At 61.1% G+C, this 23,795-nt stretch carries 20 protein-coding genes; 15 read left to right on the plus strand and 5 right to left on the minus strand.

The annotated features are described in order from the left end of the window. Positions 1 to 131: 131 nt before the first annotated feature. Positions 132 to 2,000: a hypothetical protein gene (locus tag HQ912_RS03450; RefSeq protein WP_160893955.1), complete on the plus strand. Its 1,869-nt coding sequence runs from the start codon at positions 132 to 134 to the stop codon at positions 1,998 to 2,000. A 27-nt stretch (positions 2,001 to 2,027) separates the two neighbouring features. Beyond that, positions 2,028 to 3,272, plus strand: a complete 1,245-nt coding sequence (locus HQ912_RS03455; protein WP_047228150.1) for a metallophosphoesterase family protein — start codon at positions 2,028 to 2,030, stop codon at positions 3,270 to 3,272. A 107-nt stretch (positions 3,273 to 3,379) separates the two neighbouring features. Here the strand turns inward: HQ912_RS03455 and gbcA are convergent, their stop codons facing one another. Beyond that, positions 3,380 to 4,675: a glycine-betaine demethylase subunit GbcA gene (gene gbcA, locus HQ912_RS03460; RefSeq protein ID WP_047228149.1), complete on the minus strand. Its 1,296-nt coding sequence runs from the start codon at positions 4,673 to 4,675 to the stop codon at positions 3,380 to 3,382. 282 nt (positions 4,676 to 4,957) lie between these two features. On the opposite strand from gbcA, the gene gbcB reads away from it, so the two are divergent. Beyond that, positions 4,958 to 6,058, plus strand: a complete 1,101-nt coding sequence (gene gbcB / locus HQ912_RS03465) for a glycine-betaine demethylase subunit GbcB (protein WP_047228148.1) — start codon at positions 4,958 to 4,960, stop codon at positions 6,056 to 6,058. Positions 6,059 to 6,230: 172 nt separating this feature from the next. Here gbcB and HQ912_RS03470 read toward each other — a convergent pair whose 3' ends face one another. Both HQ912_RS03470 and HQ912_RS03475 read right to left on the minus strand, forming a co-directional pair. Next, positions 6,231 to 6,764, minus strand: a complete 534-nt coding sequence (locus HQ912_RS03470; RefSeq protein ID WP_160894082.1) for an REP-associated tyrosine transposase — start codon at positions 6,762 to 6,764, stop codon at positions 6,231 to 6,233. A gap of 236 nt (positions 6,765 to 7,000) precedes the next feature. Further along, entirely contained in the window at positions 7,001 to 8,041 is a 1,041-nt protein-coding gene (locus HQ912_RS03475; protein ID WP_047228147.1) for a threonine aldolase family protein, read from the minus strand. A 196-nt stretch (positions 8,042 to 8,237) separates the two neighbouring features. On the opposite strand from HQ912_RS03475, the gene HQ912_RS03480 reads away from it, so the two are divergent. From HQ912_RS03480 to fdhA, 8 genes are all read left to right on the plus strand, one after another. Beyond that, positions 8,238 to 8,942: a TraX family protein gene (locus HQ912_RS03480; RefSeq protein ID WP_173406474.1), complete on the plus strand. Its 705-nt coding sequence runs from the start codon at positions 8,238 to 8,240 to the stop codon at positions 8,940 to 8,942. Positions 8,943 to 9,159: 217 nt separating this feature from the next. Continuing rightward, positions 9,160 to 10,413 (plus strand): serine hydroxymethyltransferase, encoded by a 1,254-nt coding sequence (gene glyA / locus HQ912_RS03485; protein ID WP_047228145.1) that lies wholly within the window; start codon positions 9,160 to 9,162, stop codon positions 10,411 to 10,413. 21 nt (positions 10,414 to 10,434) lie between these two features. Further along, the gene (locus HQ912_RS03490; protein WP_003177603.1) at positions 10,435 to 11,685 is read left to right on the plus strand and encodes a sarcosine oxidase subunit beta; all 1,251 of its coding nucleotides are present in this window, start codon (positions 10,435 to 10,437) and stop codon (positions 11,683 to 11,685) included. Positions 11,686 to 11,699: 14 nt separating this feature from the next. After that, on the plus strand, positions 11,700 to 12,029 hold the full coding sequence (locus HQ912_RS03495) for a sarcosine oxidase subunit delta (RefSeq protein WP_003206305.1): 330 nt from the start codon (positions 11,700 to 11,702) through the stop codon (positions 12,027 to 12,029). Beyond that, complete coding sequence (locus tag HQ912_RS03500) at positions 12,026 to 15,043, plus strand: sarcosine oxidase subunit alpha (RefSeq protein WP_047228144.1); 3,018 nt, start codon at positions 12,026 to 12,028, stop codon at positions 15,041 to 15,043. The genes HQ912_RS03495 and HQ912_RS03500 overlap by 4 nt, the downstream gene beginning before the upstream one ends. Positions 15,044 to 15,178: 135 nt before the next feature. Next, positions 15,179 to 15,811, plus strand: coding sequence for a sarcosine oxidase subunit gamma (locus HQ912_RS03505; protein WP_076383401.1), 633 nt, complete (start codon positions 15,179 to 15,181; stop codon positions 15,809 to 15,811). A 166-nt stretch (positions 15,812 to 15,977) separates the two neighbouring features. Further along, positions 15,978 to 16,835, plus strand: a complete 858-nt coding sequence (gene purU / locus HQ912_RS03510) for a formyltetrahydrofolate deformylase (protein WP_160893951.1) — start codon at positions 15,978 to 15,980, stop codon at positions 16,833 to 16,835. 225 nt (positions 16,836 to 17,060) lie between these two features. Continuing rightward, positions 17,061 to 18,260 carry a formaldehyde dehydrogenase, glutathione-independent gene (gene fdhA, locus HQ912_RS03515; RefSeq protein ID WP_047228141.1) on the plus strand — a complete coding sequence of 400 codons (1,200 nt, stop codon included), beginning with the start codon at positions 17,061 to 17,063 and terminating at the stop codon, positions 18,258 to 18,260. A gap of 574 nt (positions 18,261 to 18,834) precedes the next feature. Here the strand turns inward: fdhA and HQ912_RS03520 are convergent. Continuing rightward, positions 18,835 to 19,047: a cold-shock protein gene (locus HQ912_RS03520; protein WP_107323020.1), complete on the minus strand. Its 213-nt coding sequence runs from the start codon at positions 19,045 to 19,047 to the stop codon at positions 18,835 to 18,837. 275 nt (positions 19,048 to 19,322) lie between these two features. On the opposite strand from HQ912_RS03520, the gene HQ912_RS03525 reads away from it, so the two are divergent. Further along, positions 19,323 to 19,904, plus strand: a complete 582-nt coding sequence (locus HQ912_RS03525; RefSeq protein ID WP_047228139.1) for a DUF2780 domain-containing protein — start codon at positions 19,323 to 19,325, stop codon at positions 19,902 to 19,904. Here HQ912_RS03525 and HQ912_RS03530 read toward each other — a convergent pair whose 3' ends face one another. Continuing rightward, positions 19,905 to 20,792 (minus strand): acyltransferase, encoded by an 888-nt coding sequence (locus tag HQ912_RS03530; RefSeq protein WP_076383404.1) that lies wholly within the window; start codon positions 20,790 to 20,792, stop codon positions 19,905 to 19,907. A 288-nt stretch (positions 20,793 to 21,080) separates the two neighbouring features. Here HQ912_RS03530 and HQ912_RS03535 point away from each other — a divergent pair, with 288 nt between their 5' ends. The 3 genes from HQ912_RS03535 to creC all read left to right on the plus strand — a co-directional run bounded on the left by HQ912_RS03535 (position 21,081) and on the right by creC (position 23,752). Then, entirely contained in the window at positions 21,081 to 21,584 is a 504-nt protein-coding gene (locus HQ912_RS03535) for an ATP-dependent zinc protease (protein WP_047228137.1), read from the plus strand. Positions 21,585 to 21,653: 69 nt separating this feature from the next. Continuing rightward, on the plus strand, positions 21,654 to 22,334 hold the full coding sequence (gene creB / locus HQ912_RS03540; protein ID WP_173406475.1) for a two-component system response regulator CreB: 681 nt from the start codon (positions 21,654 to 21,656) through the stop codon (positions 22,332 to 22,334). After that, the gene (creC, locus tag HQ912_RS03545; RefSeq protein WP_173406476.1) at positions 22,334 to 23,752 is read left to right on the plus strand and encodes a two-component system sensor histidine kinase CreC; all 1,419 of its coding nucleotides are present in this window, start codon (positions 22,334 to 22,336) and stop codon (positions 23,750 to 23,752) included. Before creB ends, creC begins: the two co-directional genes overlap by 1 nt. The last annotated feature ends 43 nt before the right edge of the window (positions 23,753 to 23,795 follow it).

A 23,795-nucleotide genomic window follows, 5' to 3' on the forward strand; every position in this document is an offset into this window, starting at 1 on the left:
CGCTCCCACACGGGGTTTGTGCCGTACGCAGGTTCGGTGGCCCACACCGTTCAATGTGGGAGCGAGCCCGCTCGCGATGCGATCGTCTGGACGCTGCATCTCGTGAGTCAGGAATAAGGAAAAAGGATGCCATGAACACTTACATCCGTTGGTTCCAACGCATCATCTGGGTGGGCATTGTGATGAACATGGTCTTCGCGATTCCGGCGCTGTTCGCGCCGGCGTTGCTGACGTCCATGCTCGGCCTGCCGCCCGTGCTGTCCGATCCCTGGCTGGAAAACACCGGCATGTTGCTGGTGGGGATCAGCCTGTTCTACATGCCCTCGGGGTTCAACGCGCCGCGTTTCGTGGTGCATTCGTGGTTGTGCGTGCTGTCGCGGCTGGTGGCGGTGGTGTTCTGGATCTACCTGATCAACACTAACAACCAGGGTCAGTTGTTCGTGCCGATGTTGATGGGCGACTTGAGCATGTTCCTGATTCTGGGCGTGCTGCTGTACCTGGGCAGCCCGGTGGCCCATCGTCCACTGGCCTTGCTCTGCGCCGGTTGGCGGGAGTGGCGCGCCGGCTGGGCGCGGCGCTGGCACAGTCATGGTTTCAAGGTCGGCACGCTGGTGGTGGTATTGCTGCTGGGTTTCATCGGCTACCAGACCTGGTACCAGATGATACGAGAGGTGCCCCAGCCAGACTTCGCTTCCGACGAGGACCACTACAAATACGCCGCCATCGGCCTGGGCATCGAAGCGCGGATCCCTTATTACCTGTTCGCCGTGCTGCCGCAGATGTGCCCGGAAAAACTGCCCAAGCCCGGCGGTTATGAGGTGTTCGGGTTTCTCTATGAGAACGGCAACGACCTGCCGATTGGCATGGCCAAGCGGCAACTGGGCTACCCCACCGTGGAGCCGAACTGCGCGCTGTGCCACACCGGCTCGTACCGGGCCAATGCCAGTGACATAGCGGTTCCGGTCGCCAGCGCGCCGGCCAACACCCTGCAACTGCAGGCCTTCCAGTGGTTTGCCTACGATTGTGCCAGCGACCCGAAATTCACCCCAGATGCGGTCATGGCGGCGATCAACAGCAAGTTCCAGCTCGGTTTTTTCGAAAAACTGTACAACCGTTACCTGATCATCCCGATGGCCAAGAGCGCGCTACTCAAGCAGAAGCAGGCCTACGCCTGGCAGAAACTGCGCCCGGCCCAAGGTCCGGGGCGGACCGATACCTTCAACCCGACCAAAATGGTGGTGTTCGGCTTCCCGGATGACTCCACCATCGGCACCGTGGACTTGCCGCAGGTCTGGAACCAGAAACCCCGTGAGTCGATGTATCTGCATTGGGACGGCAATAACAACAAGATTCACGAACGCAACTACGCGGCGGCCATGGCCGTGGGCGCGACACCGCAATCGGTGCTGCCGCCGAGTTTCAACCGGGTGACCAATTGGCTGCTGGGCCACAAGGCGCCGGCGTGGCCGTTCGCCCTGGACCAGGCGAAAGTCGCCCAGGGCAAACCGATCTGGGAGCAGAACTGTGCCGCTTGCCACGACTTCGGCCGTGCCGACACAGGACAGGTCACTACCAACATCGACCAGTTGGGCACCGATCCCCATCGCCTGAACTCCTTCACCGTCGGGCTGGTGACGGCGTTCCACGGCTTCAAGAAACCGCCGTTCGACTTCGGCGCGTACCGCAAGACCCAGAGCTACAGCAACACCCCCACCGACGGCATCTGGCTAAGGGCGCCGTACCTGCACAACGGCTCGGTGCCGACCCTGTGGGACTTGTTGCAACCGCCCGAGTTGCGGCCGCAAGTGTTCTACACCGGCTCCGATATCTACGACCAGGAGAAGGTCGGCTTCATCACCAGCGGCGCGCAGATGAAGGCGTCGGCGGATTTCAAATACGACACCCGCCTGGAAGGCAACCACAACGGCGGCCACCTGTATGGCACGCAGTTGTCGGATGTCGACAAACGGGCCCTGATCGAATTCATGAAAACCCTGTAGCCCAGGGCACTGCGAAGGAGCGTTCACATGTCATTACTGCACCATTGGGAACATGAGTTCGACAAGGTCAAAGTCCGCCTGCACGGGTTGGTCACGCGGCTGGAGATGTCCTGGAAAAAACTCGTCAACGACCTGGAGCCCGAAGAGTTCGAGGCCATCGTCAAGCTGCTCCAGCGTGGCCACGATCAGGCCCGGCACGTCATCGATCACGGCGACCTGCCGGATGACGAACCGGCCGTGCCGTGGGAGCTGGCCCACGGTCTTTCGATCCTGAAGATTGGCAATGCCAGCGCCTTGCCGCAAACCGAGGACGAGCTGCCGACCCGCGTGCTCAAGGACGGCACCTTGCTCGGTTGCCGCAAATGGGAGTTGCTCGACCTGTTGTGGAGTGAGGCGTTGCTCAAGTGGATCGAGAACCTGCGCCATCACGCGCCGTTCGCCACTAACCCGGCGCTGGTGAAAATGGACAGCGACGTGGTGTTGGCGATTGCCGGCGACTGGGGCACCGGACCGTTCGACAGTCATGCTCCGGCCGTGGCTGTCGCCAATCAGATGCAACTGGCCGAGGCCGACTTCACCATCCATCTGGGCGATGTGTATTACGCCGGCACCCATTCCCAGGAGGACGTCGACATGGTCGGCTGGCCCCAGGGCAAGCACGGCTCGTTCACGCTCAATTCCAACCACGAGATGTACAGCGGCGCCCACGGTTATTTCAAGGAGCTGGCCAAGCGTTTCCCGGTGCAACAGGGCACCAGTTACTTTGCCCTGTACAACGACGATTGGCTGGTGGTCGGCCTCGACAGTGCCTACGCCTCGGACGCGATGAATCTGTACATGGATGGCACCCTCAACGCGCAACAGATCGACTGGATGAAAAACCTGCCCAAGCGCAAAAAGCTGATGGTGCTCAGTCATCACCAGGGCTTCGATATTTCCGGGCACCACAAGACCGCGCTTTACCAACCGGTCTGCGATGCACTGGGGCGTGAGCCGGACTACTGGTATTGGGGGCATCTGCACAATGGCATCTGCTACGCGCCCCAAGGCGGGCTGCACGCACGCTGTGCCGGGCACGGAGCGATTCCCTACGGCACCACCAGCGAGTTGAACGGACATGCCGGGGTGTTGTGGTCGGAAACGCAACTGGCGGGGGATGAGGCGTACCCGGAACGGGTGTTGAACGGGTATGTGAAGGTGCGGCTGGTGGGGGAGGAGATTGTCGAGACGTTTTATGGGGAGGATGGGTCGGTGCGGTGGTCTTCACAGTAATCGGGTGAATGTGAGGCCGCTATCGCGAGCAGGCTCGCTCCCACATTTGATCTTCGGTGCGCCAAAGATCCTTTGTGGGAGCGAGCCTGCTCGCGATGCTTTTGCTGTCAGCCCTGGACCGGAACGCCCTTGAGGTACGGCGCAGGTTCCGCCCCCAGGTTGTTGAGCATGCGCTCGCTGTACCAGTCGACGAAGTTCACCACGCCGAACTCATAAGTCTTGGAGTACGGGCCTGGCTGGTAGGCGGTGGAGTTGATGCCGCGCTGGTTTTCTTCGGCCAGGCGACGGTCCTGGTCGTTGGTGGCGTCCCAGACCTGGCGCATGCGTGCCACGTCGTAGTCCACGCCTTCGACCGCGTCCTTGTGTACGATCCACTTGGTGGTGACCATGGTCTCCTGGGCGCTGATCGGCCACACAGTGAACACGATGATGTGGTCGCCCATGCAGTGGTTCCACGAGTGGGGCAGGTGCAGGATACGCATCGAGCCCAGGTCCGGGTTCTTGATGCGGCCCATCAGTTTGGCGCAGCCCTGCTTGCCGTCCATGGTCATCGACACGGTGCCCTTGAGCAGCGGCATGCGCACGATACGGTTGCGCAGGCCGAAACTGGCGTGGGCGTAAGGGATTTTCTCGGCTTCCCAGGCTGCGGCGGAGGCCGCTACATGGTCCTTGAATGCCTGGTCGGCCCGTGGGTCGGTGACGTCGTCCCATTCCAGCAGGGTCTTGAGCAGTTCCGGGTGCGCGCCGCCGCAGTGGTAGCACTCGCGGTTGTTTTCCAGCACCAGCTTCCAGTTGGCCTTTTCCATCAAGGTGGTTTGCACCGCCACCTTGGTGTTTTCCATGTCATAGGGTTCCATGTAATGGGTCAAGGTCGCCAGGAAGTCGTCGATGGCCGGTGGGTTCTCCGCCAGGCTGATGAAGATGTAGCCACCGGCGGTCTTCACGTTCACTGGCTTCAAGCCGTACTGGTTCATGTCGAAATCGGCGCCCATTTCGGTGCCGGCGAACAATAGGCGACCGTCCAGCTCGTAGGTCCACTGGTGGTAATGGCAGACCAGCTTGGCGACCTTGCCCTTGTCGCTGGTGCACAGCCGCGAGCCCCGGTGCCGGCAGACGTTGTGGAACGCATGCACCACGCCGTCGGCGCCGCGAATCACGATGATCGGGTTCTTGCCAACCTGCAGGGTCAGGTAGTTGCCCTTGGTCGGAATTTCGCAGGTCATGCCGGCGATCAACCATTCCTTCTGGAAGATTTCCTGCATGTCGATATCAAACAGGCGCTCATCGGAGTAGAACGGCTGCGGCAGCGAGAAAGTGCGCTCGCGTTCCTGCAGCATTTGCGCGGTGGCCTTGCGTGCGGGTTCCAGCGGATCGCCCAGGCTCAGGGTTGCGGTGACGTCCATCGTTTTATCCTCATGGCCCTCTACGTGGCCGGCGAAAGTGGCTAATCAAATGTGCTACGCAAGGCAGAAAATATTATTTATCTGTTGGGGCGAGTGTGGGGCCGCGCAGGGGGCGAACCTTATCCATGGGCGACATGGCCCAATCTGTTCCCGACGCGCAAGGTCCGGTCGTTGGGGGCTGGTCGCGGTAAGCATGTGAATGTCGCAGATAGGTAAATGGGCGATTCGCGCTATACGCAGAATCGCCTCATAAGAGGCCGACAGTCGGCCGTGGAGATCAGCATGTCCAACAGCTTCCTGAACCCGGTAACCACCCAGACCTGGGCCAATGGTCGTCACATTGTCCGTTGCGTCAAAGTCATCCAGGAAACCTGGGATGTGCGCACCTTTTGTTTCATGGCTGATCAGCCGATTCTGTTCTTTTTCAAGCCGGGGCAATTCGTCACCCTGGAGCTTGAAATCGAAGGTCAGCCGATCATGCGCTCCTACACCATCTCCAGCTCGCCGTCGGTGCCCTACAGTTTTTCGGTGACCATCAAGCGCGTACCGGGGGGCAAGGTTTCCAACTGGCTGCACGACACCCTGCACGAAGGCCAGGAGCTGGCGGTGCACGGGCCGGTCGGCCTGTTCAATGCCATCGACTTCTCCAACCCCAAGGTGCTTTACCTCAGTGGCGGTGTCGGCATCACGCCGGTGATGTCCATGGCGCGCTGGTACTACGACACCAATGCCAACGTCGACATGGTGTTTATCCACAGCGCCCGCTCGCCCAAGGACATCATCTATCACCGCGAGCTGGAACACATGGCGTCGCGGATCGATAACTTCAACCTGCACCTGATCTGCGAAAAACATGGGCTGGGCGAGCCTTGGGCCGGGTATCGCGGCTATCTGAACCACAAGATGCTGGAGCTGATGGCGCCGGACTTCCTGGAGCGCGAAGTGTTTTGCTGTGGCCCGACGCCCTACATGAACGCGGTCAAGCGCCTGCTGGAAGCCGCTGGCTTCGACATGACGCGTTACCACGAGGAGTCCTTCGGCGCCACGCCACCGGAAGCTCGCGCCGACGCGGTGGAACAGGCCGAACAGGCTGCCGACGCCCCGGAAGTCGATGTGGCGGACCTACATCTGGTGGAGTTCACCGCCTCTGGCAAGAGTATTCGCGTGGGGCCGGGAGAAACCGTCCACGCCGCCGCCGCCAAGCTCGGCATGATGATTCCCAAAGCCTGCGGTATGGGCATCTGCGGCACCTGCAAGGTTTTGAAACTGGGCGGGGAAGTGGAGATGGACCACAACGGCGGTATCACCGAAGACGACGAGGCCGAAGGTTACATCCTGTCGTGCTGCAGCGTGCCGAAGGGGGATGTGCGGATCGAGTTCTGACACATGCTCGGCGCAAGGGGAGCGCGGAGCGTCCCGGGCTGCATTCCCACGCAGAGCGTGAGGAACGATCGATTTCACAGCCATCGCGACCTGATCGTTCCCACGCTCCTGCGTGGGAATGCAACCAGGGGCGCTCTGCGTCCCAGCTTCGTCGCAGTCTGCTGTCTATGGGCTAATACCACCGCTGAATCTCAATCAACCCTTCCATTCCCGCATAATTACGCGCACTGGAATAGCGCCAATGTTCCGGTAATTCCACATATCCACGTTTCACCGGGTTGAAATGGATGTAGTCCAGCTTCTGGCGCATTACCGTTTCGCTATAAATCTGCTCCGCGTGTGAGCCTTCTTGCCAGAGCTGATAAACCCTGTCCTGCTTATGGGCTCGTTTGCTGAACCGCAGGCGTTGCAAAGCTCGCTCAGCGCCTTTGCTTTGCAGGTCGTCGATAATCTGGCGTGCCGTAAAGGATTTGAACTGACGCAGACACTTGCTCAGGTTCGGAGCCTGGGCAACGAAATGCAGATGGTTTTCCAGAACGACATAGCCGAACAGTTGCAAATTCTGATGGGTTTGCTGATAGCGCCAGCACCCGAGCAAGTGATCGACGAGGTAGGGGCGAATGAACAGCGGCAGCCATTCCATCAATGTGCAGGTGAGAAAGTGGGGCTTGTCGGGTTCGGTGATGACGTAGCGGCTCCGGCCCATGGGATGCATTCCTTTGCTGCGGGGAATGACCATGTTGCAGTCTTCGAGACGTTTGGCGATAGACGAAGAGGGCACGAGGCGGGTGGGAATAGTCCGCACACCCTCGATGATCATTCCCACGCTCCTGCGTGGGAATGCAGCCAGGGACGCTCTGCGTCCCCAAGAGCCGAACGCGGAGCGTCCGTAGAGGCGTTCCCACGCAGAGCGTGGGAACGATCATCATGTCAGTCGTTGCCTCAGGCGCTCATCACTTCCCGAATATCCACCGCCAATTCCCGCACTCGCGCTTCTTCGGTGTCCCACGAGCACATGAACCGCGCGCCGCCCTTGCCGATGAAGGTGTAGAAGCGCCAGCCCTTGGCGGTCAGCGCGGCGATGGCCGGTTCCGAGAGTTGCAGGAATACGCCGTTGGCCTGGACCGGGAACATCAGTTCCACGCCTGGGATGTCGCTTACCAGTTGCGCCAGCAGTTGGGCGCAGTGGTTGGCGTGCCGGGCGTGCTTGAGCCAGGCGTCGTTTTGCAGCAGGCCGACCCAGGGCGCCGAGAGAAAGCGCATCTTCGAGGCCAACTGCCCGGCCTGTTTGCAGCGATAGTCGAAGTCTTCTGCCAGGTCGTGGTTGAAGAACAGGATCGCTTCACCCACCGCCATGCCGTTTTTCGTCCCGCCAAAGCACAGCACATCCACCCCGGCTTTCCAGGTCAGGTCTGCCGGTGAGCAGCCAAGGAAGGCGCAGGCGTTGGAGAATCGTGCGCCGTCCATGTGCAGGTTCAGCCCCAGTTCCTTGCAGGTGGCGCTGATGGCGCGGATTTCTTCCGGGGTATAGACGCTGCCAACTTCCGTGGCCTGGGTCAGGGTCACAACGCGGGGCTTGGGGTAGTGGATGTCCTGGCGCTTGAGGGCGATCTCGCGGATCGAGTCCGGGGTCAGCTTGCCATTTTCGGTGCGCGCCACCAGCAGCTTGGAACCATTGGAAAAGAACTCCGGCGCGCCGCATTCGTCAGTTTCGACGTGGGCGGTTTCCGAGCAGATCACGCTGTGGTAACTCTGGCACAGCGAGGACAGCGCCAGGGAGTTGGCCGCGGTGCCGTTGAACGCGAAGAATACTTCGCAGTCGGTTTCGAACAAGGCACGGAAATCATCCGCCGCGCGGTGGGTCCACTCATCATCGCCATAGGCGCGCTGATGACCCTGGTTGGCTTCTTCCATGGCCGCCCAGGCTTCGGGGCAAATGCCGGAATAGTTGTCGCTGGCGAATTGTTGACTCTTGTCGGTCATGGCCTTGCTCCTGAAATAGAGAGTCCTGGGTAAGAGATCCCTGACAGAATTCCCGGATGGAGAATTCCGTGGTCCGGCGTGCTTTGAGTCCGGCACGCGGTGGTCGATAGTGGTGCGCACTTTACCCAAGATTCGCGGGGGAACACACTGGATGTTTCTGTCAGAAACTCACAAAACCGCTAGGGCGGCTGTACCCATGAACCGACGCGACGGAGCCTTGGACCTGCTCAAGTGGTTGGCTCTGTTGGCGATGGTGCTCGATCATCTGCGATATGTCGGTTACTCCGCCGATTGGTTGTATGTGCCGGGACGTCTGGCGTTTCCCTGGTTCTGCCTGGCGATGGCGGCGAACCTGGCGCGCAACGGGGCCAGTGCGAGCTCATGGCGTTACCTGGGCTGGCTGTTGCTGTTCAGCTCAGTGAGCGAAATTCCTTATCGGTTATTTATTCCTGTGCCGGCTACCTTGAACGTGCTGCCGACCCTGACCCTCGGGTTGCTGGTGGCGCGTAGTTGGCAAACCCATACGCTGGAAGCGCATTTGCTGGCGGCGGGGGCGTTGCTGCTGGCGGCGCTGTTTTCCTCGCGGCTGATGTTCGGTTTTTTCGGCGTCCTGCTGCCGCTAGCGATGTTGCTGGTATTTCGCCGGCCCTGGTATTTCGCGTTGTTGCCAGGCTTGGTGTGCCTGGCGGCCAACCAGTGGCGGGTGCTGTATGGCGCGGCCTGGCTGGGGGATGCGGTGGCGATCGGCGGGTTGGTGGCGTGTCTGTTTGCGCCATGGCTTGGGCTGGTGCTTTTGCGACACGCTGGTCGTTTTCATCCTCCGCCCATGCGGCGCTGGGCCTACGGTCTGTATCCCGCGCATTTCCTGCTGTTGCTCGCGGTTCGCCAGATCGCCGCATAGCCCTATGGGAGCAAGGCCTGTGGGATAACACAGTGCTATCCCACAGGCCTTGCTCCCCGACTCTTTGAGCGCATGTCGTAAACGCACCTTTGCGTGGCGTCCATAGGCATTTGACCTGCCTGCGCCGGCCATACCATCGCTTCCAAAGGGCACGACCGAACGGTGGTCAGTGCCTCACCGAGACGAAAGGCGCACCGCCGCCGCTGGGAGAGACGCGATGTTCAGCAAGCAAGACCAGATCCAGGGTTACGACGATGCACTGCTGGCGGCGATGAATGCCGAGGAGCAACGCCAGGAAGATCACATCGAGCTGATCGCGTCAGAGAACTACACCAGCAAGCGTGTGATGCAGGCCCAGGGCAGCGGCTTGACCAACAAATACGCCGAAGGCTATCCGGGCAAGCGCTACTACGGTGGCTGCGAACACGTCGACAAAGTCGAGGCCCTGGCTATCGAGCGCGCCAAGCAGTTGTTCGGCGCCGACTACGCCAACGTCCAGCCGCACTCCGGGTCTTCGGCCAACAGCGCCGTGTACCTGGCCTTGCTGCAGGCCGGCGATACCATCCTGGGCATGAGCCTGGCCCACGGCGGTCACCTGACCCACGGTGCCAAGGTGTCGTCTTCGGGCAAGCTCTACAACGCGGTTCAGTACGGCATCGACACCACCACCGGCCTGATCGACTACGACGAAGTCGAGCGCCTGGCGGTCGAGCACAAGCCGAAGATGATCGTCGCCGGCTTCTCGGCTTACTCCAAGACCCTGGATTTCCCACGTTTCCGCCAGATCGCCGACAAGGTCGGTGCCCTGCTGTTCGTCGACATGGCCCACGTCGCCGGTCTGGTCGCTGCCGGTCTGTACCCGAACCCACTGCCTTACGCCGACGTGGTCACCACCACCACTCACAAGACTCTGCGCGGTCCGCGTGGTGGCCTGATCCTGGCCAAGGCCAACGAAGAGATCGAGAAGAAGCTCAACGCTGCGGTATTCCCCGGTGCCCAGGGCGGCCCGCTGATGCACGTCATCGCCGGCAAGGCGGTGTGCTTCAAGGAAGCGGCGGAGCCAGGCTTCAAGGCCTACCAGCAGCAAGTAATCGATAACGCCCAGGCCATGGCTGGCGTGTTCATCAAGCGCGGCTACGATGTAGTGTCCGGCGGTACCGATAACCACCTGTTCCTGGTCAGCCTGATTCGTCAGGGCCTGACCGGCAAGGACGCCGACGCCGCCCTGGGCCGCGCGCACATCACTGTCAACAAGAATGCCGTGCCGAACGACCCGCAATCGCCGTTCGTGACCTCGGGCCTGCGCATTGGCACCCCGGCGGTGACCACGCGCGGCTTCAAGGTCACCCAGTGCGTGACGCTGGCCGGCTGGATCTGCGACATCCTCGACAACCTCGGCGACGCCGATGTCGAGGCCAATGTTGCCCAGCAAGTGGCGGCGCTGTGCGCGGACTTCCCGGTTTATCGCTGAGTCGGTTTTGGAGTAATCACTATGCAACGCTATTCGGGCTTCGGCCTCTTCAAACACTCTCTCAGCCATCATGAAAACTGGCAGCGGATGTGGCGCACGCCGACCCCGAAAAAGGTCTACGACGTGGTCATTGTCGGCGGTGGCGGGCATGGTCTGGCGACCGCCTACTACCTGGCCAAGGAACACGGCATCACCAACGTGGCCGTGGTCGAGAAGGGCTGGCTGGGCGGCGGTAACACCGCGCGCAACACCACCATCGTGCGCTCCAACTACCTGTGGGACGAATCGGCCCACCTGTACGAACATGCGATGAAACTCTGGGAAGGCCTGTCCCAGGACCTGAACTACAACGTGATGTTCTCCCAGCGTGGTGTCTACAACCTGTGCCATACCCTGCAGGACATTCGTGATTCCGAGCGTCGCGTCAGTGCCAACCGCCTCAACGGCGTGGACGGCGAGCTGCTCAACGCCAAACAAGTGGCCGACGAGATTCCGTACCTGGATTGCTCGAAAAACACCCGCTACCCGGTGATGGGCGCCACCGTCCAGCGTCGCGGCGGCGTGGCCCGTCACGATGCCGTGGCCTGGGGCTTTGCCCGGGCGGCGGACGCGTTGGGCGTGGACCTGATCCAGCAGACCGAAGTGATCGGTTTCCGCAAGGAAAACGGCGTGTGCATCGGTGTGGAAACCAACAAGGGCTTCATCGGCGCCAAGCGCGTCGGTGTGGTCACCGCCGGTAACTCCGGACACATGGCCAAGCTCGCGGGCTTCCGCCTGCCGATCGAATCCCACCCGCTGCAAGCGCTGGTGTCCGAGCCGATCAAGCCGATTATCGACAGCGTGATCATGTCCAACGCGGTGCACGGCTACATCAGCCAGTCCGACAAGGGCGACCTGGTGATCGGTGCCGGTATCGACGGCTACAACGGCTACGGCCAGCGTGGCTCGTACCCGGTGATCGAACACACGGTTCAGGCCATCGTCGAGATGTTCCCGGTGTTGTCCCGTGTACGCATGAACCGCCAATGGGGCGGCATCGTCGACACTACGCCGGACGCCTGCCCGATCATTTCCAAGACCCCGGTGCCGAACATGTTCTTCAACTGCGGTTGGGGCACTGGCGGCTTCAAGGCCACCCCGGGCTCGGGCAACGTCTTCGCTGCAAGCCTGGCCAAGGGTGAAATGCACCCGCTGGCCGCGCCGTTTTCCATCGACCGTTTCCACAACGGTGCACTGATCGACGAACACGGCGCTGCTGCCGTCGCCCACTAACAGGAGAAATCCCTATGTTGCACATCTTCTGTCCTCACTGCGGCGAACTGCGCTCCGAAGAGGAATTCCATGCATCCGGCCAGGCGCACATCCCGCGTCCGCTGGATCCGAATGCCTGCACCGACGAGCAGTGGGGCGACTACATGTTCTTTCGTGACAACCCGCGCGGGTTGCACCATGAGCTGTGGGACCACGTCGCCGGCTGCCGCCAGTATTTCAACGTGACCCGTGACACCGTGACCTACGAGATTCTGGAAACCTACAAGATCGGCCAAAAGCCGCAATTCACCGACAAGGCTGACAGTCCGAAAGCGGCCGCGCAGGCTCTGGGAGAGAAGGTATGAGCCAGATCAATCGCCTGTCCAACGGCGGACGGATCGACCGCAACAAAGTGCTGAGCTTCACCTTCAACGGTCAGACCTATAAAGGCTTCGAGGGCGATTCCCTGGCCGCTGCACTGCTGGCCAACGGCGTTGACATCATCGGCCGCAGCTTCAAGTATTCCCGTCCGCGTGGCATCTTTGCCGCCGGCGCCGAAGAGCCGAACGCGGTACTGCAGATCGGCGCCACCGAAGCCACGCAGATCCCTAACGTGCGCGCCACGCAACAGGCGCTGTATCAAGGGTTGGTCGCCACCAGCACCAACGGCTGGCCGAACGTGAACAACGACATGATGGGTATTCTCGGCAAGGTCGGCGGCAAGCTGATGCCGCCGGGCTTCTACTACAAAACCTTCATGTACCCGCAATCGTTCTGGATGACTTACGAAAAGTACATCCGCAAGGCCGCGGGCCTGGGTCGCTCGCCGACCGAGAACGACCCGGACACCTACGACTACATGAACCGTCATTGCGACGTGCTGGTTGTCGGCGCCGGCCCTGCTGGCCTGGCCGCCGCATTGGCCGCGGCCCGCAGCGGTGCGCGGGTGATCCTGGCCGACGAGCAGGAAGAGTTCGGCGGCAGCCTGCTCGATTCCCGCGAGAGCCTGGATGGCAAACCGGCGACCGAATGGGTGGCTGCTGTTGTTGCTGAGCTCAAGTCGATGCCAGATGTGGTGCTGTTGCCGCGCGCCACGGTGAACGGTTACCACGACCATAACTTCCTGACCATCCACGAGCGCCTCACCGACCACCTGGGTGATCGCGCGCCAATCGGCCAGGTCCGCCAGCGCATCAACCGGGTCCGCGCCAAGCGCGTGGTGCTGGCGACTGGTGCCTGCGAACGGCCGCTGGTCTACGGCAACAACGACGTACCGGGCAACATGCTGGCCGGCGCGGTCTCCACCTACGTGCGCCGCTATGGCGTGGCACCGGGCAAGAAACTGGTACTGAGCACCAACAACGACCACGCCTATCGCGTGGCGCTGGACTGGCTCGACGCCAGCCTGCAAGTGGTGGCCATCGCCGACGCCCGCAGCAACCCGCGTGGTGCGCTGGTGGAAGAGGCGCGTGCCAAAGGCATCCGCATCCTCACCGGCAGCGCCGTGATCGAGGCTCGTGGCAGCAAGCGCGTCACCGGGGCCCGCATCGCCGCCATCGACGTCAAGGCGCACAAGGTCACCAGTCCCGGCGAATGGCTGGACTGCGACCTGGTGGCCAGCTCCGGCGGCTACAGCCCAGTGGTTCACCTGGCTTCGCACCTGGGCGGCAAGCCGATCTGGCGCGAAGACATCCTTGGTTTCGTACCGGGCGAAGCACCGCAGAAGCGCGTGTGCGTCGGCGGCGTGAATGGCGTCTACAGCCTGGGTGACACCTTGGCCGATGGTTTCGAAGGTGGCGTGCGCGCGGCCAACGAAGCCGGTTTCAAAGCGGTGGAGGGTGTGTTGCCCAAAGCCCTGAGCCGCCAGGAAGAACCGACCCTGGCGCTGTTCCAGGTGCCGCATGAAAAATCCACTGCACGGGCGCCGAAGCAATTCGTCGACCTGCAGAACGACGTCACTGCCGCCGCCATCGAACTCGCCACCCGCGAAGGCTTCGAGTCGGTCGAACACGTCAAGCGCTACACCGCACTGGGCTTTGGTACTGACCAGGGCAAGCTGGGCAACGTCAACGGCCTGGCCATCGCGGCTCGCTCGCTGAACGTGAGCATCCCGCAGATGGGCACCACCATGTTCCGCCCGAACTACACGCCGGTGACCTTCGGCGCGATAGCCGGGCGGCACTGCGGGCACATCTTCGAACCGGTACGCTTCACCGCGCTGCATGCCTGGCATGTGAAAAACGGTGCTGAATTCGAAGACGTCGGCCAGTGGAAGCGCCCTTGGTACTTCCCGAAGAACGGCGAAGACATGCACGCTGCTGTCAAGCGCGAATGCAAAGCCGTGCGCGATAGCGTCGGCCTGCTGGATGCCTCGACTCTGGGCAAGATCGATATCCAGGGCCCGGACGCCCGCGAGTTCCTTAACCGCGTGTACACCAACGCCTGGACCAAGCTCGACGTGGGCAAGGCCCGCTACGGTTTGATGTGCAAGGAAGACGGCATGGTCTTCGACGATGGCGTGACGGCCTGTCTGGCGGACAACCATTTCGTGATGACCACCACCACTGGCGGCGCGGCGCGCGTGCTGCAATGGCTGGAGATCTATCACCAGACCGAATGGCCGGACCTGAAGGTGTACTTCACTTCGGTTACCGACCACTGGGCGACCATGACTCTGTCGGGCCCCAACAGCCGCAAGCTGCTGAGCGAAGTCACCGACATCGACCTGGACAAGGACGCTTTCCCGTTCATGACCTGGAAAGAAGGCCTGGTGGGTGGTGTACCGGCGCGGGTGTTCCGTATCTCGTTCACCGGTGAACTGTCGTACGAAGTCAACGTGCAGGCCGACTACGCCATGGGCGTGCTCGAGCAGATCGTCGAGGCCGGGAAGAAATACAACCTGACCCCGTATGGCACCGAGACCATGCACGTATTGCGGGCCGAGAAGGGCTTCATCATTGTCGGTCAGGACACTGACAGCTCGATGACCCCGGACGACCTGAACATGGGCTGGTGTGTAGGCCGGACCAAACCGTTCTCGTGGATCGGCTGGCGTGGCATGAATCGCGAAGACTGTGTGCGTGAGGACCGCAAGCAACTGGTGGGCCTCAAGCCGATCGACCCGAATGTCTGGCTGCCGGAAGGTGCGCAACTGGTGTTCAACACCAAGCAGGCGATCCCGATGACCATGGTCGGTCATGTGACGTCCAGCTACGCCCACAACTCCCTGGGTTATTCATTTGCCATGGGCGTGGTCAAGGGCGGCCTCAAGCGGATGGGCGAACGCGTGTTCGCGCCACTGGCCGACGGCAGCGTGATCGAGGCAGAGATTGTTTCTTCGGTGTTCTTCGATCCGAAGGGGGATCGGCAGAATATTTGATACCTGATCGTTCCCACGCTCCGCGTGGGAATGCATCCCGGGACGCTCCGCGTCCCAAAAGCGGACGCAGAGCGTCCATGGCGGCATTCCCACGCAGAGCGTGGGAACGATCAATCTACGAGACAGGTGCTCCATATGACCGCAGTCAACGTGTACCAACAACGCCCAACCACCGGGGCCAAGGCCGAGTCGTCGCTGCACCATGCCGACCTCGCCAGCCTGGTGGGCAAGGGTCGCAAGAACGCCGGCGTGACCGTGCGCGAGAAGAAACTCCTGGGCCACTTGACCATCCGTGGCGATGGTCATGACCCTGCGTTCGCTGCTGGCGTGCACAAGGCCCTGGGCCTGGAGCTGCCGGGCGCGCTGACCGTCATCGTCAAGGGCGAAACCAGCCTGCAATGGCTCGGCCCGGACGAGTGGCTGCTGGTGGTGCCCAGTGGCGAAGAATTTGCCGCCGAGAAAAACCTGCGCGAAGCCCTGGGCGATCTGCATATCCAGATCGTCAACGTCAGCGGCGGTCAGCAGATCCTCGAACTGTCCGGCCCGAATGTGCGCGACGTGCTGATGAAATCCACCAGCTATGACGTACACCCAAGCAATTTCCCGGTGGGCAAAGCCGTGGGCACGGTGTTCGCCAAGTCGCAACTGGTGATCCGCCACACGGGCGAAGACACCTGGGAACTGGTGATTCGCCGCAGCTTCTCCGATTACTGGTGGCTGTGGTTGCAGGATGCCGCGGCTGAGTATGGGTTGAGCGTGCAGGCCTGACTAGGGTTGGACGCTGTCCTTTTGTGGCGAGGGGATTTATCCCCGTTGGGCTGCGCAGCAGACCCCAAACCTGCCACCTCAGTACGTCAGGCCGATCACATCAAGCTTTTTGGGGCTGCTTCGCAGCCCGACGGGGATAAATCCCCTCGCCACAGGAGTCACTGCAATGAGCCGCGCCCCAGACACATGGATCTTGACTGCCGACTGCCCCAGCGTGCTCGGCACGGTGGACGCGGTGACGCGCTTTCTGTTCGAGCAGGGCTGCTACGTCACCGAGCATCATTCCTTCGACGACCGGCTCTCAGCGCGTTTTTTCATTCGTGTGGAGTTCCGCCAACCCGACGGTTTTGATGAGCAAAACTTCCGGGCCGGCCTGGCCGAACGTGCGCAAGCCTTTGGCATGATCTTCGAACTGACGCCACCCAACTACCGGCCCAAAGTGGTGATCATGGTCTCCAAGGCCGATCACTGCCTCAACGACTTGCTCTACCGTCAGCGCATCGGCCAGTTGTCCATGGACGTCGTGGCCGTGGTGTCCAACCACCCGGACCTCAAGCCGCTGGCCGACTGGCACCAGATTCCGTACTACCATTTCCCCTTGGACCCGAACGACAAGCCCTCCCAGGAGCGGCAGGTGTGGCAGGTGATCGAAGACACCGGCGCCGAGCTGGTGATTCTCGCCCGCTACATGCAAGTGCTGTCGCCGGAGCTGTGTCGCAAGCTCGACGGCAAGGCGATCAACATCCATCACTCGCTGCTGCCGGGCTTCAAGGGCGCCAAGCCGTATCACCAGGCCTACAACAAAGGCGTGAAACTGGTCGGCGCCACGGCGCACTACATCAACAACGACCTGGACGAAGGCCCGATCATCGCCCAGGGCGTGGAAGTGGTGGACCACAGCCACTATCCCGAAGACCTGATCGCCAAGGGCCGGGACATCGAAGGGCTGACCCTGGCCCGGGCGGTGGGGTATCACATTGAGAAAAGGGTGTTTTTGAACGCCAATCGCACGGTCGTTCTTTAGATTTTTGGGGCCGCTTCGCAGCCCATTCGCGAGCAAGCTCGCTCCCACAGGATCTGCGTCGTTATACAGATTCTGATGACACCCACAATCCACTGTGGGAGCGAGCTTGCTCGCGATGAGGCCCTTACAGACAACAAAGAAACAAGACACAAGCACTACCCGAGCAATCAACGCGCTGCCTGCCTGGGCAACGCAGTTTCATAAAAACAACAGCGAGGTGAAAGCATGTCTGGCAATCGTGGTGTCGTGTATCTCGGCAACGGCAAGGTCGAAGTACAGAAAATCGACTATCCAAAAATGCAGGACCCGCGTGGCAGGAAGATCGAGCACGGCGTCATCCTGCGCGTGGTATCCACCAACATCTGCGGCTCCGACCAGCACATGGTGCGCGGCCGCACCACCGCTCAGACCGGCCTGGTCCTGGGCCACGAAATCACCGGTGAAGTGATCGAAAAGGGCAACGACGTCGAAAACCTGAAGATCGGCGACCTGGTGTCTGTTCCGTTCAACGTGGCCTGCGGGCGCTGCCGTTCCTGCAAAGAACAACACACCGGCGTCTGCCTGACCGTCAACCCGGCCCGTGCCGGCGGTGCCTACGGTTATGTGGACATGGGTGACTGGACCGGCGGCCAGGCCGAATACGTGCTGGTGCCATACGCGGATTTCAACCTGTTGAAGCTGCCGGACCGCGACAAGGCCATGGAGAAAATCCGCGACCTGACCTGCCTGTCCGACATCCTGCCGACCGGCTACCACGGCGCCGTCACCGCCGGCGTTGGTCCTGGCAGCTCCGTCTACATCGCGGGTGCCGGTCCGGTTGGCCTGGCGGCTGCCGCTTCCGCCCGCCTGCTGGGTGCCGCTGTGGTCATTATCGGTGACGTCAACCCGATCCGCCTGGCCCACGCCAAGGCCCAGGGTTTTGAAATCGCCGACCTGTCCAAAGACACCCCGCTGCACGAACAGATCGCCGCGCTGCTGGGCGAACCGGAAGTCGACTGCGCCGTTGACGCGGTGGGCTTCGAAGCCCGTGGTCACGGCCATGAAGGCGTCAAGCACGAAGCTCCGGCCACCGTGCTCAACTCGTTGATGGGTGTGGTTCGCGTAGCCGGCAAGATCGGCATCCCCGGCCTCTACGTCACCGAAGACCCGGGCGCGGTCGATGCCGCGGCAAAAATGGGTAGCCTGAGCATCCGTTTCGGTCTGGGCTGGGCCAAGTCCCACAGCTTCCACACCGGCCAGACCCCGGTGATGAAGTACAACCGCCAACTGATGCAAGCCATCATGTGGGATCGCATCAACATCGCAGAAATCGTCGGCGTACAGGTCATCAGCCTGGACGACGCGCCTAAAGGCTACGGCGAGTTCGATGCAGGCGTACCGAAGAAGTTTGTGATCGATCCGCACAAGATGTTCAGTGCGGCCTAAGCGGTAGGCAAGACGGAAAAAGGGCGACAGTGATGTCGCCCTTTTTATTTGATAGGTTGCCCTCAAGGTTGTTTATTGAGTGTCAGCTGTTTATTCCTCCAAGCCTGCTGAGGGGGAGGGCCCTCATCCACATACTGCTCCCGGTAACTATATAAGCAGGTGTTTGCTACAGGCGTGGGCGTTGTTAACGTCATTTGGTACATCGGTTGTAGAAAGTTAGGGCCCACGGCCTCGCCCCGCCAGATAACTTTTCCAGAGGAGTCCTTCACAGAATACTCCTCGTAGACCGGTCGGCCGGGAATGGTCTCTGGCATTAAACGAAACACAATTTCCCCTACGGCGGGACAGCTTGTTGCGTTCGCAGCATGGGTCACGCCCAGGAGTCCAGCGACGGAAAGTAAGCAAACTATTAAACCGCGCATTTCAGGTACTCGCTTGTTGATTGGAGCAACGATGATCGCTGAGCGTCGTGCTTGGGCCTACTGTCAGAAATGACAGTGGGTCAGACTAAAAGGAAATAGCCTTGCGGGTTTTCATGCGACGTTTCAGGGGAAGGACCTGAATAAACCGAGGGTTATTCCGGCGTCACTCTCAGAGCCTGCATGCCTTTATCACCCTTCTCGATTTCAAACGAAACAGTCTGTTTCTGTTTCAATGTTTTATAACCCTCGCCAGCTATTGCCGAGTAATGAACGAACAACTCCTCGCCTCCTTTGCCGCAGGTAATGAAGCCATAGCCCTTTGCATCGTTAAACCATTTAACGGTTCCTTTGATTCGGTCGTTCATTTTTATTCTTCCTGCTTGCCCGAATGAAGAAAGGCACAGGGACTGTGGTTTGCCCATAGCCTTGTTTTTCGTTGTCACGGCTGCAGCTTAGAGTCCGTATGAACAGCTGCCTACTGTCAACATTGACAGTAGGCAATACCGAAGTCGTGGAGGACGTCGAGGGCTTGGGGGCGATGAGCAGGGCAGCAGGGAACAATCCCCCTGGACCCCAGTCCAACGCACGCTTTACGCCGCTCTTTATGAGCGGTTTTTTCATGCTCAAGAGGATGTCCCGGATGAAGGTTTCACGAGGTTTTGCACTGTCTTGCCTGCTCGCGCTGGCAAGCAGCCCGGCCTTCGCGCAGTTCAGCCTCAGTGATGCGGCCAATGCGGTGGCGGCGATGCAGGGCGATCAGCCGGGGGAGGGCGCGGTGGCAGCTGCGCCGCAAGCCGCCGGGTTGCTCAATACCCTGGGCTCGGAGCTCAAGATCACCCCGGAACAGGCCATCGGCGGTGCTGGTGCGATGCTGGGGCTGGCGAAGAACCGACTCAGTGAGCCGCAGTTTTCCGAATTGAGCAAAAGCGTGCCGGGCCTGGATCAGATCGCTGGCAACAACGCTATCGGTGGGCTGAATGGCTTGGGTGGCCTGGGCGGTTTGCTCGGTGGCGGGTCGGACAAGAACGCCTTGCTCGACGGCCTGCTGGGTAACGTCAAGGACACCCACGACCTGAACAACGCCTTCAGCGCGCTGGGCATGGACAGCGGCATGATCGGCCAGTTTGCCCCGGTGATCCTTGAATACCTCGGCCAGCAGGGCGTGGCCAGTTCGCTGCTGCAGAACCTGGGTGGCATCTGGGGGGCAGGCGCGGGTATCTGATCAGCCGCGCTCGTTGCGCAAGGCAGCGATGCGCTGATCTTTTTCGATCCAGAGCTGGTTCACCCAGTTCTGGACATGCTGGCGAAACACCGGATCGTTTTCGTAATCGCCCTGCCACAGCGCCGGGTCCAGCTCGCGGGTCTGGATGTCGATAATGACCTTCGGCACCGCACCGCTGATTAAATCCCAGAACCCCGGCGTCCGTTCCTGGGGGTACACCACCGTCACGTCCAGCACCGCGTCCAGTTGCTCGCCCAGCGCCGCCAGCACGAATGCCACGCCACCGGCCTTGGGTTTGAGCAGGTGTGTGAAGGGAGACTGTTGCTGTTGGCTCTTGGCGGCGGTGAAGCGTGTGCCTTCGAGGTAATTCACCACGGTGACTCGTTGGCGCTTGAACAGCTCGCAGGCCTGACGGGTGATTTCCAGGTCTTTGCCTGCCAGCTCCGGATTTTTTGCCAGGAAGGCCTTGGTGTAGCGTTTCATGAAAGGGTAATCCAGCGCCCACCAGGCCAGGCCCAGGAACGGTACCCAGATCAGCTCTTTCTTGAGGAAAAACTTGAAGAACGGCGTATGCCGGTTGAGGGCCTGGATCAGCGCGGGGATGTCGACCCAGGACTGGTGATTGCTGATCACCAGATAAGAGGTGTCGCGGCGCAAGTCGCCGCCGCCGCGTATGTCCCAGCGGGTGGGGATGCACAGGGCGAAGATCAGTTTGTCGATTTCGGCCCAGGTTTCGGCGATCCACATCACTGCCCACGAGGCGCAGTCGCGAAGACGCCCGGGCAGGACCAGTTTGAGCAACGCGAACACCATCAACGGCCCGAACAGCACCAGGGTGTTGAGTAACAGCAGAAGGGTGACAAAACAGCCGGTGAGCAGGCGGCGCATAAATAACTCTTGCAAACAGGTGGGCGGGCCATGATAAGCAGCTTCGGGCGGCAGGCCAAATCGAGGTGAAACGAGCAACCTGTGGCGAGCGAAGTGATCTGTGGGAGCAAAGCTTGCTCGCGATGAAAGTAACGCTATTTCTCTGGAACCGTGGTGGCCGTATCGCGAGCAAGCTTTGCTCCCACAGACCCCCTTTCCCCGGCAGAGATGTTCTTGACGCCAACCGAACGAATTCACAGCCCACGGTCTAAAATCCCGCTGCCCACCCATACAAAGGAAGTCCATTACGTGAAATCCCTTCTCGCTCTGCTTTCCCTGGTGGCCCTTCCAGTGCTGGCCGCCGAACCGACTCTTTACGGGCGCTACGAATACATCGCGCTGCCGGAAATCGGCGGTGAGGTGCTCAAGGCCAAGATGGACACCGGCGCCCTGACGGCCTCGCTGTCGGCCAAGGACATCGAAACCTTTACTCGCGACGGCGAGGACTGGGTGCGTTTCCGCCTGGCGACCAAAGGTGCGAGCAACAAGCTCTTTGAGCACAAGGTCGCACGCATCAGCAAGATCAAGACCCGTTCGGAAGAAGATGAAGACGACGAATCGGCTGCCCCCAGCAAACGTCCGGTGGTGGAGCTTGAAATGTGCCTGGGTGATGTCAAGCGGACCGTTGAGGTCAACCTGACGGACCGCAGCAGCTTCAACTACCCGCTGCTGATCGGCGCCAAGGCCCTGCGCGAGTTTGATGCGGCGGTGAACCCGGCCCGACGTTTTACCGCTGACAAGCCCGACTGCTGATTTCCCTGATTGACGTGCCCCCGGGGTTGGGGCACCGTTCCGGCAACTTTACTGTCGGGCGCGGACGCCATGCCTCACATTCTGATTGTCGAAGACGAAGCCGCCATTGCCGATACGCTGGTGTTTGCCCTGCAAGGGGAGGGTTTCGGCACCACCTGGCTGAGCCTTGGCGCGGCTGCGCTTGAGCATCAGAAAAGCACCCCGGCGGACCTGATCATCCTCGACGTGGGCCTGCCGGATATCAGTGGATTCGAGACGTGCAAAAATCTCAGACGTTTCAGCGACGTTCCGGTCATCTTTCTTACAGCCCGGGATGCTGAGATCGACCGGGTAGTGGGGCTGGAGATCGGGGCCGACGATTATGTGGTCAAACCGTTCAGCCCTCGGGAAGTGGCGGCGAGGGTCCGCGCCATCCTCAAGCGCGTCGCGCCGCGACCGCCCACGGATCTGGGCGCCGGGCTATTTCAGGTCGACACAGAGCGGGTGCAGATCCACTATCGTGGCCGACCGCTGAACCTCACCCGTCACGAATTCCGCCTGTTGAACTGTCTGCTGGAGCAACCCGAGCGTGTGTTCAGCCGCGAACAACTGCTCGACGCCCTGGGTGTGGCCAGTGATGCCGGCTACGAGCGCAGCATCGACAGCCACATCAAGAGCGTGCGCGCCAAATTGCGTCTGGTCAGGGCCGAGGCTGAACCGATCCAGACTCACCGTGGCCTCGGCTACAGCTACAGCCCGGGGCAGAGCTGATGTCGCTGGGCATCCGGATTTTCCTGGTGTATGTGCTGTTCATCGGTTTGACCGGGTATTTCGTCCTCAACACAGTGATGGAAGAAATACGCCCCGGCGTGCGCCAGTCCACCGAAGAAACCCTGGTGGACACCGCTAACCTGATGGCCGAGATCCTGCGGGACGATTTCAAGGCCGGCACCCTCAACCAGAACCGCTGGCCGCAACTGCTCAAGGCTTACGGTGAGCGCCAGCCTGCAGCATCGATCTGGGGGTTGCCAAAGAACCAGGTCAACCATCGCATCTACGTCACGGACGCCAAGGGGATTGTGGTGCTCGACTCCAGCGGTGTGGCGGTGGGCCAGGATTATTCGCGCTGGAACGACGTCTACCTGACCCTGCGCGGGCAATACGGCGCACGCTCGACCCGCAGCGTTGCCGATGATCCGACGTCTTCGGTGATGCACGTTGGCGCGCCGATTCGCGACAACGGCCGGATTATCGGCGTGGTCACCGTGGCCAAGCCCAACAGTTCGCTGCAACCCTATGTCGACCGCACCGAGCGGCGCCTGTTGGCTTACGGCGCCGGGTTGATCGGCCTGGGGCTGCTGTTGGGCGCCTTGTTGTCGTGGTGGCTGAGCGCGGCGCTACGGCGTTTGACTGTTTATGCCGAGGCCGTCAGCCAAGGGCAACGGGTAGAGGTGCCGCATTATCGCGGTGGCGAGTTCGAGCAACTGGCCGGTGCGGTGGAACACATGCGCACCCAACTGGAAGGCAAGGCTTACGTCGAGCGCTACGTGCACACCCTGACTCACGAACTCAAGAGCCCGCTGGCGGCAATCCGTGGTGCCGCCGAGTTGCTGCAGAGCGACATGCCGACGGCCCAGCGTCTGCGTTTCGTCAGCAACATCGACAACGAAAGCGTGCGCATGCAGCAGTTGATCGAGCGTTTGCTCAACCTGGCCCAGGTCGAGCAGCGACAGGGACTGGAAGAAGAGGTTGCCGTGCCGCTGGCGGCATTGATGGACGAACTGCTGGAGGCCCGCAGTGGCTGGATCGAAAGCCGGCAGTTGCAGATCGAGCGGCACATTGCCGTGGACCTGACATTGACGGGGGAGCCGTTTCTGTTGCGTCAGGCCCTGGGCAATCTGCTGGAAAACGCCCTGGACTTCACGCCCGTCAACGGGTTGTTGCGCATGAGTGCCGAGCGTGTCGGCAACCGCGTCGAGATCCGGCTGTTCAATCAGGCCGAACCGATTCCCGACTACGCCTTGCCGCGTCTGAGCGAACGCTTCTACTCCCTGCCGCGTCCGGACAGCGGTCGCAAGAGCACCGGGTTGGGCCTCAACTTTGTGGAGGAAGTGGTGCAGTTGCATGCCGGGGAGTTCAGTATTGGCAATGTCGAGGGTGGGGTTGAGGTGGTTTTGCGGTTGCCTTGAAACCGCCTCTGCCGCCTGACAGAACACAACCCTGTGGGAGCGA

This window comes from Pseudomonas sp. MPDS (genome assembly GCF_013283895.1).
GTDB lineage: Bacteria > Pseudomonadota > Gammaproteobacteria > Pseudomonadales > Pseudomonadaceae > Aquipseudomonas > Aquipseudomonas rhizophila.

Bases quoted from the DNA above. Each gene is read 5' to 3' on its own strand.
- HQ912_RS03450 (WP_160893955.1), top strand. From the start codon at position 132: ATGAACACTTACATCCGTTGGTTCCAACGCATCATCTGGGTGGGCATT.
- HQ912_RS03455 (WP_047228150.1), top strand. From the start codon at position 2,028: ATGTCATTACTGCACCATTGGGAACATGAGTTCGACAAGGTCAAAGTC.
- gbcA (WP_047228149.1), bottom strand. From the start codon at position 4,675: ATGGACGTCACCGCAACCCTGAGCCTGGGCGATCCGCTGGAACCCGCA.
- gbcB (WP_047228148.1), top strand. From the start codon at position 4,958: ATGTCCAACAGCTTCCTGAACCCGGTAACCACCCAGACCTGGGCCAAT.
- HQ912_RS03470 (WP_160894082.1), bottom strand. From the start codon at position 6,764: ATGGGCCGGAGCCGCTACGTCATCACCGAACCCGACAAGCCCCACTTT.
- HQ912_RS03475 (WP_047228147.1), bottom strand. From the start codon at position 8,041: ATGACCGACAAGAGTCAACAATTCGCCAGCGACAACTATTCCGGCATT.
- HQ912_RS03480 (WP_173406474.1), top strand. From the start codon at position 8,238: ATGAACCGACGCGACGGAGCCTTGGACCTGCTCAAGTGGTTGGCTCTG.
- glyA (WP_047228145.1), top strand. From the start codon at position 9,160: ATGTTCAGCAAGCAAGACCAGATCCAGGGTTACGACGATGCACTGCTG.
- HQ912_RS03490 (WP_003177603.1), top strand. From the start codon at position 10,435: ATGCAACGCTATTCGGGCTTCGGCCTCTTCAAACACTCTCTCAGCCAT.
- HQ912_RS03495 (WP_003206305.1), top strand. From the start codon at position 11,700: ATGTTGCACATCTTCTGTCCTCACTGCGGCGAACTGCGCTCCGAAGAG.
- HQ912_RS03500 (WP_047228144.1), top strand. From the start codon at position 12,026: ATGAGCCAGATCAATCGCCTGTCCAACGGCGGACGGATCGACCGCAAC.
- HQ912_RS03505 (WP_076383401.1), top strand. From the start codon at position 15,179: ATGACCGCAGTCAACGTGTACCAACAACGCCCAACCACCGGGGCCAAG.
- purU (WP_160893951.1), top strand. From the start codon at position 15,978: ATGAGCCGCGCCCCAGACACATGGATCTTGACTGCCGACTGCCCCAGC.
- fdhA (WP_047228141.1), top strand. From the start codon at position 17,061: ATGTCTGGCAATCGTGGTGTCGTGTATCTCGGCAACGGCAAGGTCGAA.
- HQ912_RS03520 (WP_107323020.1), bottom strand. From the start codon at position 19,047: ATGAACGACCGAATCAAAGGAACCGTTAAATGGTTTAACGATGCAAAG.
- HQ912_RS03525 (WP_047228139.1), top strand. From the start codon at position 19,323: ATGAAGGTTTCACGAGGTTTTGCACTGTCTTGCCTGCTCGCGCTGGCA.
- HQ912_RS03530 (WP_076383404.1), bottom strand. From the start codon at position 20,792: ATGCGCCGCCTGCTCACCGGCTGTTTTGTCACCCTTCTGCTGTTACTC.
- creB (WP_173406475.1), top strand. From the start codon at position 21,654: ATGCCTCACATTCTGATTGTCGAAGACGAAGCCGCCATTGCCGATACG.
- creC (WP_173406476.1), top strand. From the start codon at position 22,334: ATGTCGCTGGGCATCCGGATTTTCCTGGTGTATGTGCTGTTCATCGGT.